11 protein-coding genes and 2 pseudogenes are annotated in these 17571 nt (G+C 62.1%); 4 read left to right on the forward strand and 9 right to left on the reverse strand.

The annotated features are described in order from the left end of the window. Positions 1-304: 304 nt before the first annotated feature. The 7 genes from rimM to CRD60_RS06465 form a co-directional block, all read right to left on the reverse strand. Positions 305-961: a ribosome maturation factor RimM gene (gene rimM / locus CRD60_RS06430; RefSeq protein ID WP_113860553.1), complete on the reverse strand. Its 657-nt coding sequence runs from the start codon at positions 959-961 to the stop codon at positions 305-307. Positions 962-983: 22 nt separating this feature from the next. Continuing rightward, on the reverse strand, positions 984-1217 hold the full coding sequence (locus CRD60_RS06435; RefSeq protein ID WP_113860472.1) for an RNA-binding protein: 234 nt from the start codon (positions 1215-1217) through the stop codon (positions 984-986). Between the two features lie 2 nt (positions 1218-1219). Next, entirely contained in the window at positions 1220-1741 is a 522-nt protein-coding gene (rpsP, locus tag CRD60_RS06440) for a 30S ribosomal protein S16 (RefSeq protein ID WP_113860473.1), read from the reverse strand. An 892-nt stretch (positions 1742-2633) separates the two neighbouring features. Then, positions 2634-3719 carry an endonuclease/exonuclease/phosphatase family protein gene (locus CRD60_RS06450; RefSeq protein WP_113860475.1) on the reverse strand — a complete coding sequence of 362 codons (1086 nt, stop codon included), beginning with the start codon at positions 3717-3719 and terminating at the stop codon, positions 2634-2636. Positions 3720-3829: 110 nt separating this feature from the next. Further along, positions 3830-5479 carry a signal recognition particle protein gene (gene ffh / locus CRD60_RS06455; protein ID WP_113860476.1) on the reverse strand — a complete coding sequence of 550 codons (1650 nt, stop codon included), beginning with the start codon at positions 5477-5479 and terminating at the stop codon, positions 3830-3832. A 227-nt stretch (positions 5480-5706) separates the two neighbouring features. Then, positions 5707-7347 carry a cysteine--tRNA ligase gene (gene cysS / locus CRD60_RS06460; RefSeq protein WP_113860477.1) on the reverse strand — a complete coding sequence of 547 codons (1641 nt, stop codon included), beginning with the start codon at positions 7345-7347 and terminating at the stop codon, positions 5707-5709. A gap of 288 nt (positions 7348-7635) precedes the next feature. Further along, entirely contained in the window at positions 7636-10041 is a 2406-nt protein-coding gene (locus CRD60_RS06465) for an InlB B-repeat-containing protein (protein ID WP_407923181.1), read from the reverse strand. Between CRD60_RS06465 and CRD60_RS09140 the strand changes: the two genes are divergently transcribed. The 4 genes and pseudogenes from CRD60_RS09140 to CRD60_RS09455 form a co-directional block, all read left to right on the forward strand. Continuing rightward, positions 9928-10242 carry a hypothetical protein gene (locus CRD60_RS09140; protein ID WP_236630881.1) on the forward strand — a complete coding sequence of 105 codons (315 nt, stop codon included), beginning with the start codon at positions 9928-9930 and terminating at the stop codon, positions 10240-10242. The genes CRD60_RS06465 and CRD60_RS09140 overlap by 114 nt on opposite strands. An 891-nt stretch (positions 10243-11133) precedes the next feature. Continuing rightward, entirely contained in the window at positions 11134-11862 is a 729-nt protein-coding gene (locus tag CRD60_RS06470; RefSeq protein ID WP_113860479.1) for a type 1 glutamine amidotransferase, read from the forward strand. A gap of 161 nt (positions 11863-12023) precedes the next feature. Continuing rightward, positions 12024-13157, forward strand: a pseudogene (locus tag CRD60_RS09450) (ABC-F family ATP-binding cassette domain-containing protein); the annotation flags it as partial. A gap of 174 nt (positions 13158-13331) precedes the next feature. Beyond that, positions 13332-14339, forward strand: a pseudogene (locus CRD60_RS09455) (ATP-binding cassette domain-containing protein); the annotation flags it as partial. A 22-nt stretch (positions 14340-14361) separates the two neighbouring features. Here CRD60_RS09455 and ilvN read toward each other — a convergent pair. Further along, positions 14362-14916 carry an acetolactate synthase small subunit gene (ilvN, locus tag CRD60_RS06480; RefSeq protein WP_113860481.1) on the reverse strand — a complete coding sequence of 185 codons (555 nt, stop codon included), beginning with the start codon at positions 14914-14916 and terminating at the stop codon, positions 14362-14364. Positions 14917-14932: 16 nt separating this feature from the next. Continuing rightward, complete coding sequence (locus CRD60_RS06485) at positions 14933-16921, reverse strand: acetolactate synthase large subunit (protein WP_113860482.1); 1989 nt, start codon at positions 16919-16921, stop codon at positions 14933-14935. Positions 16922-17571: the final 650 nt, after the last annotated feature.

Below are 17571 nucleotides of genomic sequence, written 5' to 3' on the forward strand. Positions count from 1 at the left end.
GACTTTCAGCATTCCCGAAAGCTGGCAGCTCCTGGCTGAGATGCCCTTTGGCGATATCGTCAGCGACACCGGCAACACCGAGCGAAAGGCGGCCGCTGACCGAGTCAAGGTGCTGGGACTCTGAGATTGATGGGCCGCTCGGGCTGGTAGGGGCTGGAGGCAGCTGCCAGGGACCTGAAGCGCCCGGGGTGGCCGCATACGATGGTGCGGTTTACTAACGCAAGTGGCGGCTGACAGGAGATTGCTCTTGTCAGCCGCCACTTGCGTTTCTTGGTGCTTCTGCGGTGCCGCTTGATGTGCGGGGCTACAGCCAGGGAATCAGGCCGCCGGGTGGATCGAGGGTCAGATAGCCCTCGGACAGGTCGATGTCAGGTACCAGCTGGTCCACGAAGGGCACCAGGGCCGTTGTCTCGACAGGAGTGGGGGTCTCAGACGTTTCTTTACTTTCCGCCGCTTCGGTGGCCGGCGACGCCGTGGCCTGTGTCTCCGTTGCCTTGGTCTTTCTCCGCAGCTTCAGGAGGGACTGGGCTGGTCCGTCAATTACATCCACCACTGTGCCGACCAGTTGGCCGACTGGGAGACCCAAACCGTTGTCTTCGGCCAATTCGACTCTCAGACCAATCAGGTCCTTGGGGTACCAGGCGTCCTCTTCGGCCATCTCCTCCGGGTCGTCTGCCGGACCGTACAGTTCCACGCCGCGCAGGGCCTCGGACTTGTCTCGGTTGTTCACGCCCTCGAAGAGCACGATCCACCGGTTCTTGAAGGAGCGTGAGCCCAGGACCGTGAACTCATGGCTTCCGTCCTTGCTGTAGAGGACCGCACCGGGCGCGAAACGACGCTCCGGCTCGTCGGTGAAGGCCATGACATTGACCTCCCCCTTGAGACCCTGAGCCTTGCCTATACGACAGACCCTCAACAGTTCTACCTGTTGAGGGTCTTCGTGATGCTCTGTCTGCTGCATCATGCTAGTTGACCACCTGTGTTCACTTGCGAACGTCCATGATATCGACGCGCACCTTGTGGTCAGACAGGGCCTGAACCACTGTGCGCAGGGCATTGGCCGTACGACCGCCGCGACCGATGACTCGGCCGATATCTTCTGGGTTTACCCGCACGCGAATGAGTTCGCCGCGCGGACTCTCATGGGACTTGACCGACACATCGTCAGGGAAATCGACAATGTTCGTAACCAGATGTTCAACAGCCTGGACCAACATGATCAGTCAGCCTTTTCCTGCTCTGCGGCCTTGTCGGCCTCGGACTGGGCGGCATCAGCCTGCTCGCGGTTCTCGGCCTCAGCATCGGCCTTGACCTCGGCCTTATCCTCAGCGGCAGCCTTCTCAGCAGCCTGAGCGGCGGCTTCCTTGGCCTTGGCTTCGGACTGGGCGGCCTTGAGCTTCTGTGCCTGAGCCTCAGCTGCCTCCACACGGGCGGCGGCGTCGGGACCGATCTCCGGGGTCTTCAGGGTGCCTTCAGCACCGGGCAGGCCCTTGAACTTCTGCCAGTCACCGGTAATCTTCAGCAGGTTGAGCACGGGTTCGGACGGCTGTGCGCCGACACCGAGCCAGTACTGAGCGCGTTCGGAATCAATCTGAATCAGTGAAGGCTGCTTGTTGGGATCGTAGATGCCGATCTCCTCGATGGACTTGCCGTCGCGCTTGTTGCGAGAATCGGTGATGACCACACGGTAGAAGGCATAGAACTTCTTGCCCATACGCTTCAGACGAATCTTGGTTGCCAAAATGGCTCTCCTTGTTACTTTAGGGTGTGATTTCCGACCTCTACGTGGGGCGTGGAGACCGAAGACCACCTGTTCCTCGCGTCGAGTGGTATGAGAGGGCCCACCCGCGTGAATAACAGCACAATTATAGCCCATAGGTATGGACGCTCAAACCCGCCGCCCAGTCGCAACTTCAATAGCTGCATTTAGCGGTTTGTAAGGGATGGTCGAGTTGACCAATCCTTGGCTTGGCAGAAGATACGCATTGCTCCATGAGTAATGCATGTTGTAATGGCGCAATGGACAGTTTGGGACAGGAGGCGTTACTTGAAGGAATAACGATACAAAACAAGAGTTCTTTAAATGCATATACACCTGCAAAGCCAAGGGAAAGCTTCGGCTCTACAAATGGACCTTATACGATTTGGTCCGCAGCGTCGTCAGTCTTTTGTCTGAGCAGAGCAAAGGGGAACGACTGAATATTCATATTGTCGTTGCTCGTATAGACCTCAACGGTGGGGCTGAGGCTGTTCGGCAGGCAGTTGAAGATGTTTGTGCACAGATGAACAACCCAATGATTCAAGTGATACCGAGTATCTGGTATTCGATATCAAGCTTTGGACTACAGGTGGTTGATTATGGCCTATGGCCTATGGCCTATGGCCTATGGGCTATTCAGAGACATGCTGTTTCCGACGGAGAGAAAAGCGGGCATTTCACTCGGTATGTCAAAGACCTCATGGGGCATGAAATATGGTTGCCGTGGGGAAAAGTATAGGTCGACTAACTCCGATGAGGCGAAGAAGACCCACGGTATTCTTTTCGCCGACCTGTACTTATAAGTATACCCTGTACATCAAGTTTTCTTTCAACAAGCTTATGCGGCTGAGCAACAGTCACGCGTGTGGGTATTTCAGCCGAACCGAAGGCGGGCGATGAGGGCCAGGTGGTCGCTGCCGGGGATGGTGAGGGGCCTGATGGATTCGGTGGACAGGGGTCCGGTGGTGAGAACATGGTCGAGTTCCAGTCGCGGCCAGGGGATCCAGGAAGGAAAGGACCGGGTGAAACCTTGTGCTTGAGCCAGGCTGGCATCGGTGAAGCCGGCTGCTAATAGTGAGCGGAAGCTGCTGTGGTCCAGCCCTGAGTTGAGGTCTCCCATGACGATGAGGGAGGTGGCTTGGGTGCTGCTGCGGGTGCCGCTAGGTCCGTGGACCAGGCTGGCTAGACCTGTGATGCCATCGGACCAATGCCTCAACCCGCGCATGGGGGATTTGGGGTGAGTGGAGACCAATGTGATTTCGGTGTCGTTCTGGGGTTTCAGGACTTGAACCGAAGTCGCTCCGGTGGCTGCAAGGTTTGCGGCCCTACCGACCTGTGCGCTCTGATCAACCCGGTTGAGGTGGACAGTGATGGCTGGTGACTGGGCAGCTGGAATGTCAAGTATCTTTGGTGTGCTGGAGATGGTCTCGAGACGGGTCCAGATACCATTGAATCCGCCGTTGTCGCCGGGTAGTTCCTGTCCCAACTGTCGGTAAGGCAGTAGCTTGCCCAGGCCTTCCGATTCCAGGCTTTTCACCAGGTCAGAGCTCAACTCCTGCAGGGCGAGCACGTCCACATCGTAGTGGAGAAGGGCATCTATAATGTCTCTGGCTCGGGCCTGGCCAAACCGGCAGTTGAGAGTCATGACGGTCAGGTCGTCGGCAGTCTCATAGGAGGCGTCAAGATGGCCTTGAGGCGTGAGGATGCGCCGAAAATAGGGACTCAAACCAGCAATGACCACCAGGCATTCCATCAGGGCCAGCCCCGCGAGAACCCAGTGGCCAGTCAGACCAGCAAGCAGGGCCAGCAGCAGGGCTGGTAGCCAGAGAAAACGAACCAGGGCAATCGCATAGGGCAGGGGCTTGTGCCACGCCAGCGCCACCGGCAGGAAGCGCAGGCTCCACCAGCCAGCAATGCAGACCAGCGGCACTGCCAGAAGCCAGACCATGAACGAAGGCATACGATACCAGACTTTCAATCTGAAAACAGAGCTGTCGGTTATGGCATGAGTTGGGGTGTTAATACGGCTGCACTCGTATGAGTAATAGGTCCGCCAGGAGGCGGGAGCCGTCAGCCCAGCAGTCCGGAGAGTCCACCACCCAGGTTGGGGGGCAGCTCGCCATCGTTCTGAGCCAGTATGTCCTGCAGACCAGCAGGCAAGGCCGGATTCTGAGGCTGCTTGACGAAGGCGGAGCCGCCGGAAGAACCGCCGGAACCCTTGCCGGACAGGCGCTCGCGCAGGGCCCTCTCCTCGGCCTCCCTCTTCATGGGGTTGCCGGACTTGCCCTTCTTGTTCTTTTTGCCCTTACCCTTGGCTTTCTTGCCGCCGCCCATGGCCGGGCCGCCCATGCCGGGAATTCCGCCCAGGCCGGCCTTGTTGGACATGCGCTTCATCATCTTGGAGGCCTGCTCGAAGCGTTGCAGGAGGCCGTTGACGGCCGAGACCGTGGAGCCGGAACCGTAGGCGATGCGGGCGCGGCGGGAGCCGTCGATGATCTTGGGGTTGCGGCGTTCCTCAGGGGTCATGGAGTTTATGATGGCCTCGGTGCGGTCGATCTCCTTCTCGTCGAACTGTTCCAGCTCCTTGCGGTGCTGGGCCATGCCGGGAATCATGCCCAGGAGGCTCTTCATGGAACCGAGCTTGCGGACCTGCTGGAGCTGGGCCATGAAGTCATCCAGGCCGAAGGTGCCTTCGGACATCTTGGCGGCGGCCTGCCGGGCCTGCTCCTCATCGAACTGCTTCTGGGCCTGCTCGATCAGGGTCAGAATGTCGCCCATGTCCAGAATGCGGGAGGCCATACGGTCGGGGTGGAAGACCTCGAAGTCCTTGAGTCCCTCGCCATTGGAGGCGAAGAGGATTGGCTTGCCGGTCACGGAGGCCACGGACAAGGCCGCACCACCACGGGCGTCGCCATCAAGCTTGGAGAGGACCACGCCGGTGAAGTCCACGCCCTCGTCGAAGGCCTTGGCGGTCTGCACCGCGTCCTGGCCGATCATGGCGTCGATGACGAAGAGGATCTCGTTGGGCTGGACGGCGTCTCGGATGTCGCGGGCCTGCTGCATGAGCTCCTGGTCCACGCCCAGACGGCCTGCGGTATCAATGATGACCGTGTCGTAGAGCTTGGACTTGGCCAGCTCGATGGAGTCGCGGGCCACCTGGACCGGGTCCCCGGATGTCAGGCCGGGAGAGGCCACTGCCTCGCCGCCATCGGCCTGAACGCCCTTCTCGGGCGCGTAGACGGGCACACCGGCCCGCTCACCGACCACCTGCAACTGGGTGACGGCGTTGGGGCGCTGCAAGTCTGCGGCCACCAGCAGCGGTGTGTGACCAGCGTCCTTGAGCCAGTAGCCCAGCTTGCCGGCCAGAGTGGTCTTACCAGCACCCTGCAGACCAGCCAGCATGATGATGGTGGGCGGGTTCTTGGCGAAGTTGAGCGGACGGTCAACACCGGCGCCGAGAATGCCGGTCAGCTCCTCGTTGACGATCTTGACGACCTGCTGGGCCGGGTTCAGGGCCTCGGAGACCTCCTGGCCCAGGGCGCGCTCGCGGATGCGCCCGGTGAAGGAGCGAACCACCTCCAGGGACACGTCGGCGTCGAGCAGGGCCCGGCGAATCTCGCGGATGGTCCCGTCAATATCGGCCTCGGAGAGCTTGCCCTTGCCCTTGAGGTGCTTGAAGGCGTTGGAGAGCCTGTCTGTCAAAGAAGAAAATGCTGCCATAATGCACCCAAGTTTAGCGGTTCGTAGGGAGAAGTGGGCGAACACCTCCTCCAGCCCCAGCCGGTGCTCTTGTCTCCCCGCTCTGGGCCTAGTCCCGCCTGATACCGGCGCCGCTTACGCGAAATCGCGAGATATGGGATATTTTTGGGGCCTGAAAATGTCCCATATCTTGTGATTTGGGTCGGATTACTGGCGTGGCTTGCGGCGCGGCTGGGGTACCGGTCTGCTTAGCGCAGGGACCAGGTGGAGCCATCGGGGCCGTCGGCGATTTCGACGCCGGCTGCGTTGAGGGCGTCTCGGATGGCGTCGGCCTGGGCGAAGTCCTTGTTGGAGCGGGCCTGGGTGCGGGCGAGGAGTTGGCTCTGAATCAGTGCGTCCAGAGTCTCGCGCTCGCGGGTTGAGGCCTGGTCCTGGGTGGCGGAGCCGGCGGCGGACCAGACGGGGGAGAGGGGGTCGAGGCCCAGGGTGTCCAGCATGGCGCGGACCTGCAGGAGGCGCTCGCGGACCGCGGGCTGGGAGGCTTCGGTTCCGGCCCCGGACCCTGGGGCCATGAGACTGTTGCCCTCGCGCACGGCTGTGAAGATGGCGGCCAGGGCACCGGAGACATTGATGTCGTCGTTCATGGCGGCCACGAACTCCTCCGGCAGCTGGTCGGCGCTCAGTCCCTCTACCTCTTCGCGGCTGGGCTGGCCGCCCGCAGCCTCGCCGGCCCGCTCAATGAAGTTGCTGATCCGCTCATTGGCGGCCTTGGCCTCGGCCAGGCTCTGGTCCGACCACTCCAGCATGGACCGGTACTGGGCCGACCCCAAGGCATAGCGGACCACCCAGGCCGGGTTTTCGGCCAGCACTGCCGGCACGGACAGCCCATTGCCCAGGGACTTGGACATCTTCTCGCCCTTGGCGGTCACCCAGGCCGAGTGCATCCAACGGTTGGCTGTAGGCCAGCCGGCGGCCAGGGTCTGGGCCATCTCGTTCTCATGATGGGGGAAGCGCAGGTCAAGTCCACCCCCGTGAATGTCGAACATGTCTCCCAGGTAGCGGTGGCTCATGGCCGAGCATTCGATATGCCAGCCGGGTCGACCGGTGCCGAAGGGTGTCTGCCAGCAAGCCGTGGCAGGGTCGGAGGACTTGGAGGCCTTCCAGAGGGCGAAGTCGCGCGGATCATGCTTGTCTGGTGAGGCGTCGGCAGGGTCGATTGGATTGTACTTGTCGGCTCCGGCAGCATCCACGCTGGGGCCCATCCGGTCGGCCTCAAGAGCGGCATGGTCAACCTGGCTGGCCGGGTCAGCGGCATCCAGGCTCTGCTTCTGGTGGGTCAGCTGCCCATACTTGGGCCAGGAGGCCACATCGAAGTAGACGTTGCCGGTCGGCCGCCCCTGCTCGGCCTTGATCACATAGGCGTGGCCCCGGTCGATGATGCGCTGGATAATCTCCACCATGTCGGTGATATGCCCGGTGGCCCGCGGCTCGTAGGTCGGAGGCAGAACACCCAGACTCTCATAGGCCTTGCTGAACTCACGCTCGTAGATATAGGCCCGTTCCCACCACCACTGGCCGGCAGACTTGGCCTTGTCGAGTATCTTATCGTCAATGTCGGTCACATTACGAATAAAGGTGACCCGGTAACCCAGCCGTAGGAGCCAGCGACGGACCACGTCGAAAGCCACGCCCGTGCGGATATGCCCGATGTGTGGTGAGCTCTGGACCGTGGCCCCACACACGTAGATCCCCACCTGACCCGGTACAATCGGCTTGAAGGCCGAGACCTCATGGGTCGCCGTGTCATAGAGCTTCAGTCCGCTGGCCGCCCGGGCCAGGCGAGGCGCACTCAGACTGTTGGAATCAGGGGCTTTTGGAGCAGTGGTCATAGTCCCAGCTTATGGGGTTTGTCAGACATGGTCCCTCCAGTATCGACAGCTCCGGTTGTCAGAAGGGCGGCAGTGGTGTTGTCCGTGGATCACGCAGAGCTGTCAGGAAGCAGTGATCCTGTTCACACGGTTGCTTGAAGGATGTAACAGTTCACGTTCTCCACCTTAGGCTCAGCGTGAATCGGCGTCTTGGTACGCAAGCGTTCCTTCTTGCTTGTGGTGTGTGTTGTTGGGTGTGTGTCGGCCCCCGTCTCGTGTTGGCGGGATGGGGGCCGGTGTGTTGTTGGTTTAGTGTCTGAGGTTGTGTCCTGTTTGTTTTCGGCGGTGTGTGAGTCCGATGGCGGTCAGGGTGGTCAGGGGTAGGAGGGTGCCGAGGGTGGGTAGGGTCCAGGCTCCCAGTGGTCCTCCGGTGAGGGGGAGTTGGGTGATGGCTGGTGCCCATTTGGCTTTGAGGTAGGTCCAGTCGGTGATGGGTGTGGTGGTGGGGTCGAAGTCGGCTCCGTTGTTGGTCCATCCGGTCAGGATCCATCCGGGTTTGGTTGGTGGGTCGGGCATGGTGGCCGGGTCGCCTTCGGTGACGGTCTGGTTTTTGCTCCCGGTGGTGCCGTCGGGCCAGGTGCCGCCGTTGGGGTCCAGGGTGAGGGTGTAGGCGGCTCGGGTCCATCCCATGTATAGGTCGGTGTCGGCGGTGATGGGCTGGCTGTTGTAGTGGGTGGTGGCCGCTGGGTCGGTGTACCAGTCGTCGAACCACCATCCGGTCCTGGTGGGTATGGTTATCTCACCGTACAGGGCGCTCATGGCGCTGTCGCCGTCGCCTACGTGCAGGGTCCAGGTGGCTGGGTTGGCTCCTGGGTAGTTGGCGTGGGCGGTGACGGTGTGGGTGGTGGCCCATTTGGCGTGCAGGGTCGTGTTGCTGGTCACGGGTCCTGTCCTCCAGGGTTGGGTGAGGTTGGTGTCGGTGTGCCAGCCTTGGAACGTGTGCCCGGTCCAGACGCCTGGTGTGGGCAGGCTGTTCACGAGCAGGGTGTCGTTCTTGTCGATGGTCTGGGACGTGATGGGGGGTACCTGTCCGGTGGCGTCTCCCAGGTCGTAGGTGATGGTGACGCGGTGGGTGTATCGGGCGTATAGGGTCATGGTGTGGCTGGTGTCGTTGATCTCGTCGGGTCCGATGTGGCTGGTGGTGAAGTCCCACTTGCGGCCGCCGGTGGTTGGTGTGGTCCACCATCCGTTGAAGGTGGGTGTGGCCTCGTTGGGGAAGGTGCCTGTTGGGGTGCCCGGGTCGGTTATCAGGCCGGTGCCGTAGTTGATGCCGGTCTGGTCGGTGATGGTGGGGTTGGGTGTCAGTCCCGGCGCGAGGAAGCGCACGGTGTATTGGTCGGCCTCCCATTTCGCCTTGATGGTCATGTCGGCCAGGACCGGGTCGCTCGCCGGGTTCCAGGTGGCTCCGCCACCGGTGGTCCATCCGCTGATCGAGTGCCCGGCCCATGTGGGCGTCGGGCTGATGGGGCCGGCCGGGTCGCCTTCGTTGACCGTGATGGGTGAGGGAGGTCCCCCGGATCCTCCGTTGGGGTCGATGGTCACGGTGTGGGTTCGGTGTTTCCACTGGCCGTACAGGTCCATGTCCGTGTTCACGGGTGTGCCGGTGCTCCACTGGGTGCCACCGGTGGGTGCGGTCCACCAGCCGGTGAAGTCATGATACTGCCTGGTGGGCGTGGGGGCGATGGTGCTGATGTCGCCTCCGATGCTGGGGACCGTGGCGGTGGTGTCGGGATCCCCGTTGCCCGGATGGAAGGTCACCACTGGCAGTTTCTGCCAGTGGCCGTACAGGGTCATGTCGGCGGTGACTTTGGTGCCGAAGTTCCACTGGCTGCCGCCGCTGGTGTACCAGCCCATGAACTGGTAGCCGGGCCTGACCGGGTCGGGCGAGGGCAGGGTGGCGTAGTCGCTGGTGAGGTGCTCCTCCCAGGTGGGATCCCCATTCCCCGGGTAATAGGTCACCTTATACCCATAGAGTGTTTGCTCGATTATACCGGAGAAGATGAACGTGCCCGGGCCACCAGCTGGGGTTGTAACAGCGGACCAGTACTGGTTTGGACTCATCAAGAAGGAGTTACCTCTATGTTGTACTCCCTGTGAACGAAAGCCGTACCGGTATGTACCGGGAGAAATAGGTGCAAGCAGATTTGCTGTAAAAGGAGGAACGATGGTTCGTCGTCTAAAGCCTGATGTTTGAAAGCAGCCGTCGATATTCTCCGGTCCGTAGAGTGGGTCGATACCTGCATGATGTTCTGAAAGAGAGTAACAAGCCCACGATCCAGACCCCCTTAGTTTGAAAGAGCCTTGCGTTGTTGGTATAAATCCTCGTGCGGTGTTCGGTATGTTGTTCGCAGCGCTGCTGGCGCCCGCCTGCATGCCTTCTCCTGCCCAGTATGAGGGGAAAGTGACGGTCATCCCGCTGGACAAGGGGGCATCAGCTAGATAGATACTCTGTCCTGAGGCATCCAGATAGGACAATGCTGGTAACAATGGGCTAGCGCCTGCTTCGCTTGACATGTTGCCCAATGTGCGCAGATTTTCAATGTGATTGTTGTTGAGCCAGAGTTTCTGGAGTTTGGTGAGGCTTGCAAGGGGGCTGACGTCGGTGATGTCGTTGTCGCCGAGGTCGAGTTCAGTGAGTTCGGTGAAGGCCTGGATGCCCTGTATGTTGTCGATGTGCTGGTATCTGAGGTTGATGATGGTAGAGGACAGGTCGGCAGCGGTGATGATGGTGGTGTCCGGGTCGGCACCTGGCCCGCCGTGTCGGTTCTCTGCCATGGCCTTGGCCATCTTGGGGCTTGGGAAGCATTCGCTGTAGGTGTTGGAACCGGCCGTGCAGCCTGTGCCGCCGCGCACTAGGGGGGCGTCCCGGGGTGCCAGGCCCAGGCCGTTCTGGGCCAGGCCCAGCTTCCGCTCGGGTGCCAGGCCGAGCCTGTTGCTGGGGGCCGGGCCCGGCTGGCTGTCCTGGGGTGTGGGGGGTGTGGCGGGGGTGTGCTTGTTGCCGGTGTCTTCGTCCTGGGAGGACTGGGGATTCCTGTCCGTGTCGCTATTGGAGTCAGCGCTCTTACCGGTTGGGCCGTCTGAACTGTCTGGGGATGGGGGTGCAGTGCTTGGTGTGCCAGGGTCGCTGTTGTCGGCGGGTGTCCGGGCGGAGGGGGAGGCTTGCGCTTGGCGCCCCGGGTTGTGGTCCGGTGTGGTTTGTGTGTTTGAGATGGGACGGATTCGTTCCGCATGATCTTGAAGTGACCGGGGCCCGGTGGTCCTACCTGCTGTGGTCGTGTTTGTGGCGGTCTGGTGGGTTCGGCCTGTGGCCCTGCTCGTCGTTGAGGTGTTCTGCCGCTCGGGTTTGACGGAATATGTGTCTGTTGGGGAAACGCCTCTGTGGGATTCAGATTCCTCTAGGGGGGGGGGGGGTGATATTTGCTCCATTGGGCGCGGCGATGCCCAGGCAGAGCAGGCCCGCTGTAATGATGCGCATGACAGTGTTCAACATTGGTGTCCGGATTCCTTTTGCAATACTACATGATTCTCAGTGGACCGGCCCGCGCGCATGGCGGGCTCCTACCTTCGTGTGGCGGGCATGGCCATGATTCCAGCACGGACTCGTCTGAAACATCCCCCTTGGTTTCAGACCCACCGGTCCTTCAGGACTAATTGAGTGTGACTATACCATCCAATCCTGAATGTTTCCTGTCCTTTCCGGGCCGACGCCCGTTCTCCCCATCCCTGTCGTTGTGAGACAATGGTGCCATGTCGTCAGCGCAAGTGCTCATCATGCAACATGCCCCTTGGGAAAAGCCTGGCCGAATTCTGGAGAATCTGGAGGATTTGGACCTGCCTACCCTGACCTTGAACGTGGCCAAGTGCAAGAAGCCCGACCTGCCGGACCTGTCCCAAATCTCCGGCCTGGTGGTCATGGGCGGGCCGATGGGGCCGGAGGATATTGATGCCTTCCCAGGTCTCCAGGCTGAGAAGAAGCTGATCCGCTCGGTTATCAAGGCGGAGATGCCGGTTCTGGGCGTCTGCCTGGGGCAGCAGCTGATCTCCACCGCCCTGGGCGGCAAAGTCATCCACGGCAAGGAGCTAAAGGTTGGCTTTCGGCCAGTCAAGAGCACAGAGAAGAACGACTACTTCGCCGGCTGGAGCAAGCAGCAACCGGTCCTCCAATGGCATCAGGACTCGGTCTCCCTGCCCAAGGGCGCGCAGCTGCTGGCCAAATCCCAGCATATTGAGAACCAGGCCTTCCGCATCGGCACCGCCTTGGGGCTCCTTTTCCATTTGGAGGTCACGGCGACGCTATTGGACGAGTGGTTGAGTGAGAAATCCATGGTCAAGGCCATCGGCAAGAGCCAGGCCGCCAGGATTCGTGACGACTTCGAGACCTACAATCCCCAAGTCCAGCCCTTGGCGGAGCAGGTCTTCTCGGCCTTTGCGGCTCGCTGCAAGACCTATGGACAGTCCCGGACCTGCACCGAGTGAGGCGTTTCTCTTACGTTCAGGCGCAAAACTGTTCGTATCCAAAGATGTCAGAATATGACACCTTCGCCGCGATGGTGATTGTGATTGCGTCTGGCCATCCCTAGACGCCTGCGGCCAAGTGCCGCCCGGCCTTCTGGGGTCTCGGCTAAGCTGGAAACATTATGCCGACTTATGATTTGGGTGTTGAACACCTTTCGCTCGCCTTTGCCACCAAGACCATCTTCACCGACGTGACCCAGGGGGTCTTCGAGGGTGACCGCATCGGCATCGTTGGCCGCAACGGCGACGGCAAGTCCACTCTGCTCCGGCTCTTGTCCGGTGCTCTGGAACCGGATTCCGGCCGGGTGACCCGGCGCTCGGGTCTGACCATGGGGGTGCTGGACCAGCGCGACCCCCTGGACGACACCGCGACAGTCCGCCAGGCCGCCCTGGAGAACCGTGAAGACTACCAGTGGGCGGCGGACTCCCGTTCCCGAGAGATTGTCGAGGCCCTGCTGGGCGGCCTCAGTCTTGACGCCCGGATCGGTTCTCTGTCCGGCGGCCAGCGCCGGCGGGCCGACCTGGCCAGGCTCCTCCTCCAAGACTGGGACATCCTGGCCCTGGACGAGCCGACCAATCATCTGGACATCGTGACCATCCACTGGCTGGCCGAGCACCTGAAGAAGCGCTGGTCAGACAGCCAGGGCGCCCTGCTCCTGATCACCCACGACCGCTGGTTCCTCGATGAGGTCTGTCAGTCCATGTGGGAGGTCCACGACGGTCTTATTGACCCCTTCGAGGGTGGCTACAGCGCCTACATGCTCCAGCGGGTGGAGCGAGACCGCCAGGCCGATGTGCGCGAGGAACGCCGCCGGAACCTGGCCCGCAAGGAGCTGGCTTGGCTCTCCCGCGGCGCCCGGGCCCGGTCCACCAAGCAGAAATTCCATGTAAAGGCGGCCAACACCCTGATCGCTGACGTGCCACCCGTACGCAACAGCCTGGAACTCAAGCAGATGGCCACCTCGCGCCTGGGCAAGCAAGTGGTGGACCTGATTGACGTGACCCAGGTCTTCCCGCACGAGCAGGGCCTCGAGCCGGGCGAAGCTGCCGGGATTGACGGGGCCTCGCAGGAGAGCGGTGGTGGCGGTGGTGCCAGTGCCGGAGGTGTTGATGTGGTGCCGGCCCTCTACCAGGAACCCAAGGCCTACGGGTCCGTTACCATTGCCGTGGATTCCCCTGATGACCAACGTCTGGTTGATGCGGGCGTGAGGCTGGGAGACGCTCAGGCCTCGGCTTCCCTCTCCAGCCGCAAGGCTGGCTCAGATCATGCCGGGGGAGAGGGCGGATCTGCAGGTGGTGTCAGGACCGAGGCGGCTCCTGGTGCTGTTGGCGCTGCCGGCGTGATTGAGGCTCTTGGTGCTGCTGGCCCAGCTGGTGCCAGTGGCACCGCAGAGCCCAGCGACGGGCAGATTGAGCCGCAGATCTCCTCTGCGCAAGAGGTCACCATCAACGGCCGCAAGGTCCTGAACGACGTCACCTGGCTGATCGGCCCCGGTGACCGCTTCGGCATCGTGGGTGCCAACGGGGCCGGCAAGTCCACCCTCCTCAAGATCATCGACGGCAGCCTCACCCCAACCGTGGGCCGGGTAAATATTGGCAAGACCGTCAAGTTCGCGGTCCTTTCCCAGCGCCTGGATGAGCTGGAGGAACTGGGCCAGTACAAGATCAAGGAGGTGTTGAGCCGCTACAAGCCCAGCTACGAGATTGAGGGCAAGGAGGTCACGCCCGGCCAGCTCATGGAGCGCCTGGGCTTTGAACCCGCCCAGCTCATGACCCCCATCCGTGACTTGTCCGGCGGGCAGAAGCGCCGTATGCAGCTGCTCCTGGTGTTGCTGGACGAGCCCAATGTGCTGATCATGGATGAGCCCGGCAACGACCTGGACACCGACATGCTGGCCGTTATGGAGGACCTGCTGGACACTTGGCCAGGCACCCTCATTGTGGTCTCCCACGACCGTTACCTCCTGGAGCGGGTCACCGATCAGCAGTATGCCCTGATTGGCGGCCAGATTCGGCACCTGCCCGGCGGCGTGGACGACTATCTGCAGATGATCGAGCGCATAAAGGCCGGCCAGGATTGGCGGGGTGACGGTGTTGGCAATGCTGGCGCTGGAGGTGAATCCGGCAGCGACGCCAATCCCAAGGCCTCCCAAGCTTCCGTCGGCTCGGCGGCGGCAGCTGGTGAAGGGTCCACAGCCAAGGAGGGCGGCAAGCTGACCGGTAAGGCCTTCCATGACGCCCAGCGCCGTATCGCCGCCATCGAGCGAAAACTGGCCAAGCTGGAGGAGCAGAAGACCGGCATCGAGGGGCAGATGGCCGCCCACGACCCCAATGACTATGTTGGTCTCAACAAGCTCAATGAGGACCTGGCCGCCATCGCTGATGAATCCGGCGAGCTGGAAGCCGAGTGGATGGAGCTATCCGAGCAGGTCGAGTAGCCAGACCGTACGGCAGAAAGCCTCAGCGTTCGCTGATGGTGGAGCCGATGACCTTCTCGCTCAAAGCATGGGGGCCCCGCGACATGGCGACGGCTCCGGAGCGCACGAGCTCAATGACCCCGTAATGCTCCAGCAGCCCCAGCAGCGCGTCGATTTTGCCCTCGGCACCGGTCGCCTCGATGGTCAGGGAATCAGGGTTGACATCGACCACCCGCACCCGGAAGAGCCGCACAATCTCCAGCACGTCGGAACGGCTGGATTCATCGGCCGCGACCTTGATCAGCACCAGCTCGCGTTCAACGGTCGTCTCCGCATTCAGATCAACGATTTTCAGTACGTGCAGCAACTTGTTGAGCTGCTTGATGATTTGCTCCAGGGGGACGTCGTCAACGTCCGCCGTCACGGTGAGCCGCGAGATGTCGCGCCGTTCGGTGGGGGAGACCGACAGGGAGTTGATGTTGAAGGCCCGCCTGGCGAACAGGCCGGAGATCCGAGCCAGCACGCCCGGGCGGTTCTCGACCAGGACCGACAGGGTGTGCCGCTGGGAGCCGGGTTTTGACGCAGGATAGTTTGCCATGGTGTCCCTCCCCTTCCTAGGCCTTGGCCTGGTTGGTCTGGTTGGCCTGATTGCCGGCAGCCTGTTTCCCCACAGCTTCCTTGGCCTGGTCGGCTGTGGAGGAGAGCGGCTTGATGCCGGGCCGGTAGGTGGTCTCGTCGTTGGATTGGCCGGCGGCGACCATGGGCCAGACCATGGCGTCCTTCCAGACCCTGAAGTCTATGAGCACGGGCCGGTCGTTGATGGCGTTGGCCTTGTCGATGGCGGCCAGGGCCTCCTCCTGGCTGAAGGCCCGCAGACCCACGCAGCCGTATGCCTCGGCCAGCTTTACGAAATCAGGCACGTCGACCGGCATGGCCGTGTCGGTCGCTCGCGGAAGCGCTGAGCCTGTCGTTTCCGCACTTCCGGCCGGATCTCCGCCCTTCCCCTGGTCACCGTCATGGAGGTTGGTCTGTGAATAGTGCTTCTCGTAGAAGAGCGTCTGCCACTGGCGGACCATCCCATAGACCGAGTTGTTGAGAATCGCGATCTTGATGGGTGTGTGGTCCATGAAGGCGGTCGCCAGCTCCTCGGAGGTCATCTGGAAGCTGCCGTCGCCATCAATCAGCCAAACCGGCTTGCGACCCTCGAAGTCGCGGGCCGAGCCTACGCTGGCGCCTATGGCCGCCGGCAGGCCGAAGCCCATGGTTCCCAAGCCGGATGACGAGATCCAGGAATGGGGGCCCTTGAAGTCCACCAGCTGGGAGGCCCACATCTGGTGCTGGCCCACGCCAGCCACCCAAATGGTGTCGTCCGGGGCCTTGGCCGACAACTGCTCGACCACCCACTGGGGGGCCAGGCTGCCATCGGTCGATTCATCATAGGAAGTCGGATACTGCTCGGTCCACTGGTTGATCTGCTCCCACCAGGGCTTGAGCACCGGCTTGCCATGGGAGGCCTGGGCCGCTCGGACGGCGGGAATCAGGTCATCCAGCACTGTGGACACATCGCCGACGATAGGCACGTCGGGTTGCCGGTTCTTGCCGATCTCCGCCGGGTCGATGTCGATATGGATCACGCGGGCCGTGGGGGCGAAGGCGTCAAGCTTGCCGGTCACGCGGTCGTCGAAGCGGGCGCCGATGGCCACCAGAAGGTCGGAACGTTGGACCGCCCCGTTGGCTGCGACGGTGCCGTGCATGCCCAGCATGCCCAAGACCTTGGGGTCGCTGTCGGGCACGATGCCCCGGGCTGGCAGGGTGGTCACGATGGGTGCGTCGGTCAGGTCGGCCAGGGTCTTGATCTGAGCCCCGGCCTTGGACCTCACCGCCCCGCCGCCCACGTAGAGCACGGGCCGGTAGGACTGGACCAGGAGTTTGGCGGCGTCGGAGATGACCTTCCCATGGGCCTTCTCGACCGGATTGTAGCCGGGCAGAATCATCTGCTGGGGCCAGGAGTAGGTCATCTTCTCGACCTGGGCGGTCTTGGTCAGGTCGACCACCACCGGGCCGGGCCGACCCGATTGGGCGATGTAGACGGCCTCGGTCATGATCCGGGGAATGTCCTGGGCCTTGGTGACCAGGTAGGAATGCTTGACGACCGGGTAGGTGATGCCCACCATGTCAGCTTCCTGGAAGGCGTCGGTGCCGATGGACTCGACCCCCACCTGGCCGGTGATGACCACCAGGGGCACCGAGTCCATGTTGGCGTCGGCGATGGCCGTGACCACATTGGTGGCTCCAGGTCCGGAGGTGACCAGGCACACGCCCACCCTGCCGGTCGCCACGGCGTACCCCTCGGCGGCATGGCCTGCGGCCTGCTCGTGCCGGGTGAGGATGAAGCGGAAGGCGGTGCTGTCGTTGATGGCGTCGTAAACCGGCAGGATGGCGCCGCCGGGAATGCCGAAGACATCCCGAACACCCAGGTCCTCCAGGGAGCGGATCAGGGCCTGAGCCCCGCTGATGCGCTCTCCGGCAATGGACTGCGTCTCATTGCGTCCGGCGGTCTTGGGCAGGCTGCTGAAGGCCTGCAAGGGTGTTGGTGAAACCATGGTTCCCTCTACTTCTCGTCTGTGTCACAGCGCCATATGGTGATCATATGCGGCTGGCTGACAACCGGTGAAGCTGATGCAGCCCTGTGGATTTCCTGGTCTGGCTTCCACATGCGTACCGGCACCACCGCTCCTTGGGCTTGTGACCATGGGAAACGATGGCAGCGTATCCGTCATGCTACTGATTGCCGGGTATGAATATCCCATCCTGTTCACATGCTGGCATATGGACAGGATGGGAATGGACTTCGTCGTCCTCGTCGGCTGAGCGCCGATAGCTAGGCCTGGTTGGCTTGGTCGGTCTCGCTGGCAGCAGTGGACTCCGTAGGGGACCCAACCGCGCTTATGGTACCGGCTTCCCCTGCGCTCGCTGCTGCGTCATCGGTCTTCGCTGCGGGCCCGGCCGTGGCCGTCTGCTTCTTTCGTTCCTCAGACCGCTTGCGGGCTGCTGCGGCAACGGCCATTTGGGCTTGCAGGTTCTTTTTGCTCTTCTCTTGGATCTCAGCAAGACGCTGCTTGGTCAGTGCCTTCTCCTCCTCGGTTTCCTCCCTGACCTCTTTGGCCGGCTTGTCTTCAACGGCGGCAGTGACCGCCGATTCCTCCCCTGGCTCCTCCGGCTTATAGGAGTTCTCCCAGTCAATCGACTTCCA

The sequence above is a fragment of the Bifidobacterium aemilianum genome (assembly GCF_003315635.1).
Taxonomy (GTDB): Bacteria; Actinomycetota; Actinomycetes; order Actinomycetales; family Bifidobacteriaceae; genus Bifidobacterium; species Bifidobacterium aemilianum.